This is a genomic window from Streptomyces sp. (genome assembly GCF_031178505.1).
GTDB classification, from domain to species: domain Bacteria; phylum Actinomycetota; class Actinomycetes; order Streptomycetales; family Streptomycetaceae; genus Streptomyces; species Streptomyces gulbargensis.
Window position 1 is genome coordinate 1 of record NZ_JAPSIW010000535.1, and the last position, 5,039, is coordinate 5,039.

Annotated in this window: 6 protein-coding genes and 1 pseudogene; 4 read left to right on the forward strand and 3 right to left on the reverse strand. The window is 74.4% G+C overall.

Annotation, left to right across the window (positions count from 1 at the left end; genetic code table 11):
• The 3 genes from RIF68_RS27095 to RIF68_RS27105 form a co-directional block, all read left to right on the forward strand.
• The coding region (locus RIF68_RS27095) for an acyl-CoA dehydrogenase family protein (RefSeq protein ID WP_309053923.1) at positions 1-1,088 on the forward strand (1,088 nt) is incomplete at its 5' end.
• A gap of 106 nt (positions 1,089-1,194) precedes the next feature.
• Positions 1,195-1,482 (forward strand): YiaA/YiaB family inner membrane protein, encoded by a 288-nt coding sequence (locus RIF68_RS27100; RefSeq protein ID WP_309053924.1) that lies wholly within the window; start codon positions 1,195-1,197, stop codon positions 1,480-1,482.
• A gap of 120 nt (positions 1,483-1,602) precedes the next feature.
• The gene (locus RIF68_RS27105) at positions 1,603-2,271 is read left to right on the forward strand and encodes a TetR/AcrR family transcriptional regulator (protein WP_309053925.1); all 669 of its coding nucleotides are present in this window, start codon (positions 1,603-1,605) and stop codon (positions 2,269-2,271) included.
• Here RIF68_RS27105 and RIF68_RS27110 read toward each other — a convergent pair.
• Positions 2,259-2,720, reverse strand: a complete 462-nt coding sequence (locus RIF68_RS27110; protein WP_309053926.1) for a MaoC family dehydratase — start codon at positions 2,718-2,720, stop codon at positions 2,259-2,261. The genes RIF68_RS27105 and RIF68_RS27110 overlap by 13 nt on opposite strands.
• A gap of 129 nt (positions 2,721-2,849) precedes the next feature.
• On the opposite strand from RIF68_RS27110, the gene soxR reads away from it, so the two are divergent.
• Positions 2,850-3,338 carry a redox-sensitive transcriptional activator SoxR gene (gene soxR / locus RIF68_RS27115; RefSeq protein ID WP_309053927.1) on the forward strand — a complete coding sequence of 163 codons (489 nt, stop codon included), beginning with the start codon at positions 2,850-2,852 and terminating at the stop codon, positions 3,336-3,338.
• 133 nt (positions 3,339-3,471) lie between these two features.
• Here the strand turns inward: soxR and RIF68_RS27120 are convergent, their stop codons facing one another.
• Positions 3,472-4,083 (reverse strand): hypothetical protein, encoded by a 612-nt coding sequence (locus tag RIF68_RS27120; protein WP_309053928.1) that lies wholly within the window; start codon positions 4,081-4,083, stop codon positions 3,472-3,474.
• Positions 4,084-4,255: 172 nt separating this feature from the next.
• A pseudogene (locus RIF68_RS27125) lies at positions 4,256-5,039 on the reverse strand (serine-threonine protein kinase); the annotation flags it as partial.

A 5,039-nucleotide genomic window follows, 5' to 3' on the forward strand; every position in this document is an offset into this window, starting at 1 on the left:
GTGAGGTCGCCCCGCACGTGGTCGCCTGGGACCGGGCGGAGGAGGTCGACCGGGGCATCGTGAAGAAGCTCGGCGACCTCGGCTTCCTCGGACTCACGGTCCCGGAGGAGTACGGCGGTTCGGGCGGTGACCACCTCGCGTACTGCCTCGTCACCGAGGAACTCGGCCGCGGCGACTCCTCCGTGCGCGGCATCGTCTCGGTCTCGCTCGGCCTCGTCACCAAGACCCTCGCCGCCTGGGGCACCGAGGAGCAGAAGCGCGCCTGGCTGCCCCGCCTCACCGCCGGCGAGGCCCTCGGCTGCTTCGGGCTCACCGAGCCCGGCACCGGCTCCGACGCCGGGAACCTCGCCACGCGCGCGGTCCGCGACGGCGACGGCTACCGCCTCACCGGCACCAAGACCTTCATCACCAACGGCACCTGGGCCGATCTCGCCCTGATCTTCGCCCGCACCGGCGACGCCCCCGGCCACAAGGGCGTCTCGGCCTTCCTCGTCCCCACCGACACCCCCGGCCTCACCCGCCGCCCCATCCACGGCAAGCTCGGCCTGCGCGGCCAGGCCACCGCCGAACTGGTCCTGGCGGACGTCCGCGTCCCCGCCGGCGCCCTCCTCGGCCCCGAGGGCAAGGGCTTCACCGTCGCCATGTCCGCCCTCGCCAAGGGCCGCATGTCGGTCGCCGCCGGCTGCGTCGGCATCGCGCAGGCCGCGCTCGACGCCGCCGTGCGCTACGCGGGCGAGCGGGAGCAGTTCGGCAAGCCCATCGCCTCGTACCAGCTCGTCCAGGAACTCCTCAGCGACATCGCCGTCGACGTGGAAGCCGCCCGGCTGCTCACCTGGCGGGTCGCCGACCTGATCGACCGGGGCCGGGACTTCGCCACCGCCGCCTCCCAGGCCAAGCTGTACGCCTCCGAGGCCGCCGTCCGCTGCGCCAACAACGCCCTGCAGGTCTTCGGCGGTTACGGCTACATCGACGAGTACCCGGTGGGGAAGCTGCTCAGGGACGCCCGGGTGATGACCCTCTACGAGGGCACCAGCCAGATCCAGAAGCTCATCATCGGCCGCGCCCTCACGGGAATCTCCGCCTTCTGAGCGGGGGAGGGGTCCCCGGGCGCGGCGGGGACCCAGGCTCCCTGAGTACCCGACTGAGTAGCCGCGCGGATACCGGCGCGGCCCGCTCCGGCCGAAGCTGTGCGACATGAGCGACACACCGGTCAAGCAGCAGAACACCGCCGCCTACTACGCCCAGGCCGTCATCTCCTTCGGGATCGCCCTCGCGGCCGTGGCCATCGGCGTCCACCAGCTGGAGGCCAGCGCCTGGGTGCGGGCGTTCCTCGCCGTCTCCGTCCTCTACCTCACCACCTCCGCCTTCACGCTCGCCAAGGTCGTGCGCGACCGCCAGGAGGCGGGCCAGATCGTCAGCCGGGTCGACCAGGCCCGCCTGGAGAAGCTCCTCGCCGAGCACGACCCCTTCCAGAAGCTCTGACGCCCCCGGCGCGGGCGGCGTGCCCGGAGCCCGGCGGCAGGTCCGGGACCCGAAGGTCTAAGCGCTTGCTCACCGCCGTTGTATGGTGTTCGTCCTGACGGGACCGAGGAGGAGTGTGCGATGAGCGCGGCGGAGGAGACGCCCGGCGGCGAGGACGTGCCGTGGGGCGAGGTCACGCCCGAGGCCGCCCGGCGGCTGCTGGTCGCGGCCGTCGAGGCGTTCGCCGAGCGCGGCTACCACGCCACCACCACCCGGGACATCGCCGGTCGCGCCGGGATGAGCCCCGCCGCCCTCTACATCCACTACAAGACCAAGGAGGAGCTCCTCCACCGGATCAGCCGGATCGGCCACGACAAGGCCCTGGAGATCCTGCGCGCCGCGGCCGACGGCCCCGGCACGGCCGCCGAGCGGCTCGCCGACGCCGTCCGCTCCTTCGTCCGCTGGCACGCCGAGCGGCACACCACCGCCCGGGTCGTCCAGTACGAGCTCGACGCGCTCGGTCCCGAGCACCGCGCCGAGATCGTGGAGCTGCGCCGGCAGTCCGACGCGACCGTGCGCCGGATCATCGAGGAGGGCGTGACGGCGGGGGAGTTCGACGTGCCGGACGTCTCCGGTACGGCCGTCGCGGTGCTCTCGCTCTGCATCGACGTCTCGCGCTGGTTCAACGTCCGGGGGCGCCGGACGCCCGACGAGGTCGGCGCGCTCTACGCCGGCCTCGTCCTGCGCATGGTCGGCGCCCGGGAGCCGTCCGCGAGCGGGCCCGGAGCCGGGGCGGGTCAGAAGAAGTAGCGGGAGACCGACTCGGCCACGCAGACCGGCTTCTCGGAGCCCTCGCGCTCCACGGTCACCGCCGCCGTCACCTGCACACCACCGCCCGCCTCCTCCACCTTCGTCAGGACGGCGGTCGCCCGCAGCCGCGAGCCGACCGGCACGGGGGCGGGGAAACGCACCTTCTCCGTCCCGTAGTTGAGGCCCATCTTCATGCCCTCCACCCGGAGCACCTGGGGGACGAACAGCGGCAGCAGCGACAGGGTCAGATAGCCGTGCGCGATGGTCGTGCCGAAGGGCCCGGAGGCGGCGCGCTCGGGGTCCACGTGGATCCACTGGTGGTCCCCGGTGGCCTCGGCGAAGAGATCGATCCGCTTCTGATCGATCTCCAGCCAGTCGCTGTGGCCCAACGGCTCGCCGACCCCCGCACGCAGTTCCTCGGCGGAGGTGAAGATCCTCGGCTCGGCCATGTTCCTCGTCCCTTCTGACACGTCCGACTCGCCCGACGCGGCATACCCTCCGGTCGGTATCTAAGCGCTTGCTCAGCATGTGGGGGTGAGGGGGTCGCTGTCAACGGACGGACCAGTAGGGTTCGGGGAGTGCCGCAGATTCCAGAGAAGATCCACGAGCTCACCGTCGGCCAGCTCTCCGCCCGCAGCGGGGCCGCCGTCTCCGCCCTCCATTTCTACGAGGGCAAGGGACTCATCACCAGCCGCCGCACCGCGGGCAACCAGCGCCGCTACAGCCGGGACACCCTCCGCCGGGTCGCCTTCATCCGGGCCGCGCAGCGGGTCGGCATCCCCCTCGCCACCATCCGCGAGGCCCTCGCCCAGCTCCCCGAGGAGCGCACCCCCACCAACGAGGACTGGGCCCGCCTGTCCGCCGCCTGGCGCACCGAACTCGACGAGCGCATCCGCCAACTCGGCCGTCTGCGCGACCATCTGACGGACTGCATCGGCTGCGGGTGTCTCTCCCTGGAGACCTGCGTCCTGTCCAACCCCGACGACGCCTTCGGCGAGCGCATGGCGGGCTCCCGCCTGCTTCCGCTGCGCCGCCCGGCCCCGGAGAGCGACGGCCACGGCGGCTGAGGCCCGGGACGGCCCGCCCGTCCCGGCGCCGCGCCCCACCGGCCCCCGGGCCCCGTCGCGCCCCACCGGCCCCCGCAGTCCGCGGGCCCCGTCACGCGCCCCCGCGTGCTTTCCGGCGCGTCTCCGCCTCCTGTCACGCCGCCGGCGCCAGGGGCCGGCTCCGCCCGCCGCCCGCCCGCGCCAGCGCCCGGGGCGTGAGGACCGCGCGGGGCACGGCCACCCCGCACTCCCCGCACACCGGGCCCGACCAGGACTCGTCCCGGGGACCGTGCCGCCACTCCAGCCGCGCCCCCGAACAGACCGGGCACCGCTCGCCCGGCCCGTCCTCCAGGGCCGCGATCAGCCGCCGCAGCACCTCCGGCAGCGGATCCGCCGGATGCAGACCGGGGTCGGCGCACCGCACCACGCCGTTCCCGCCCCACACCCGCCGGTGCCAGTCGTCGAAGGCGCGGAGCCGCCGCAGCCCCTCGTGCTTCTCGCGCCGCCGCCGCGCCGCGAACCGCTCCTCGTACGCGAGCCACACCGCCCGCGCCTCCTCCAGCTCGTCCAGCGCGGCCACCAGGCGCTCCGGATCGAGCTCCCGGTCCTCCGGACCGAACCTGTGCCGGCGGCACAAGTGGTCCCAGGTCGCGCGGTGTCCGTACGGCGCGAACCGCTCCAGACACTTCCGCAGCGAATACCTGCGCAGCGCCGTGTCGAACCCCGGCTCGCGCACCTGTCTCGCGAGACTCCGGAAACCGGCCATCCCTCGACACCTCCGTCGATGGTCCTTCCGCGACATCAGAGGGACGAACGGGAGCGCCGCCGTGTTCCACCGGAAGCCGCAGGGAAACCGGAGGGGAGTCCTCACCGGTACGGGAAGAGGCCGCGCGACCGGCCGGAACCGAAGCGTCCGCACGGCCGGGGGCCACCGCCCGTCACCGCCCCGCCGCGGCCGCCGAGACCACCACCCGGGCCAGCTCCGGGCGGACCACGTCACTGTGGCCGCGGACCACCTCGGCCGCGTCCACGCTCACGCACCCCGCCCCGGGAAGGCCCTCGCGCAGCACCTCCGCCAGGGTCCGCGTCGGTGTCCCCGGCGCGGCCAGCACCCCGTCGTACCCGATCGCGCCCCACCGCGGGTCGCGCGCCGCGAGCCGCCCCGGCGCGTCCGCGGTCAGTGACTCGGAGTCGTTCGCGAGCCGGGACGCCAGCGGGTACATCACGCCCAGCGCCGCGTCGTGCCGCGAATGGCAGGCCACCACGGGCCCGCGGACCCGCAGCTGCATGTCCCGCAGGGAACCCGGGCGCCCCGGGTCGTGCGGCAGCCGCGCCGCGAAGGCGTAGTGCGAGAAAGCCCCCTGAAGAAGCGTCACCGAGGCGACGGGCCGCACCCCGGGCGGGAGGCCGCGCAGCGCGTACGCGACGAGCCGGGCGCCCATGCTGTGGCCCGCCAGATGCACCCGCAGCCGGGGAGCGGCGCGCGCCACCTCCACGAGCAGCGGCCCGAGCCCGTACTCGCCGACGTGACCGGCCCGCTTCTTCATCACGTGGTACGTCGCCTGGCGCAGCGCCTCCCGCGCCCCCTTCCAGTACCGGCGCGGTCCGCCCCCCAGGGCCTCCTCACCGGTCTCCGGCTCCCCGAGCGCCTCGGTGAACAGCGCGCAGACCCCGACCGGGTCGGCGAGCAGGAACTCCGGCACCGGCTCACCGGCCGCGACC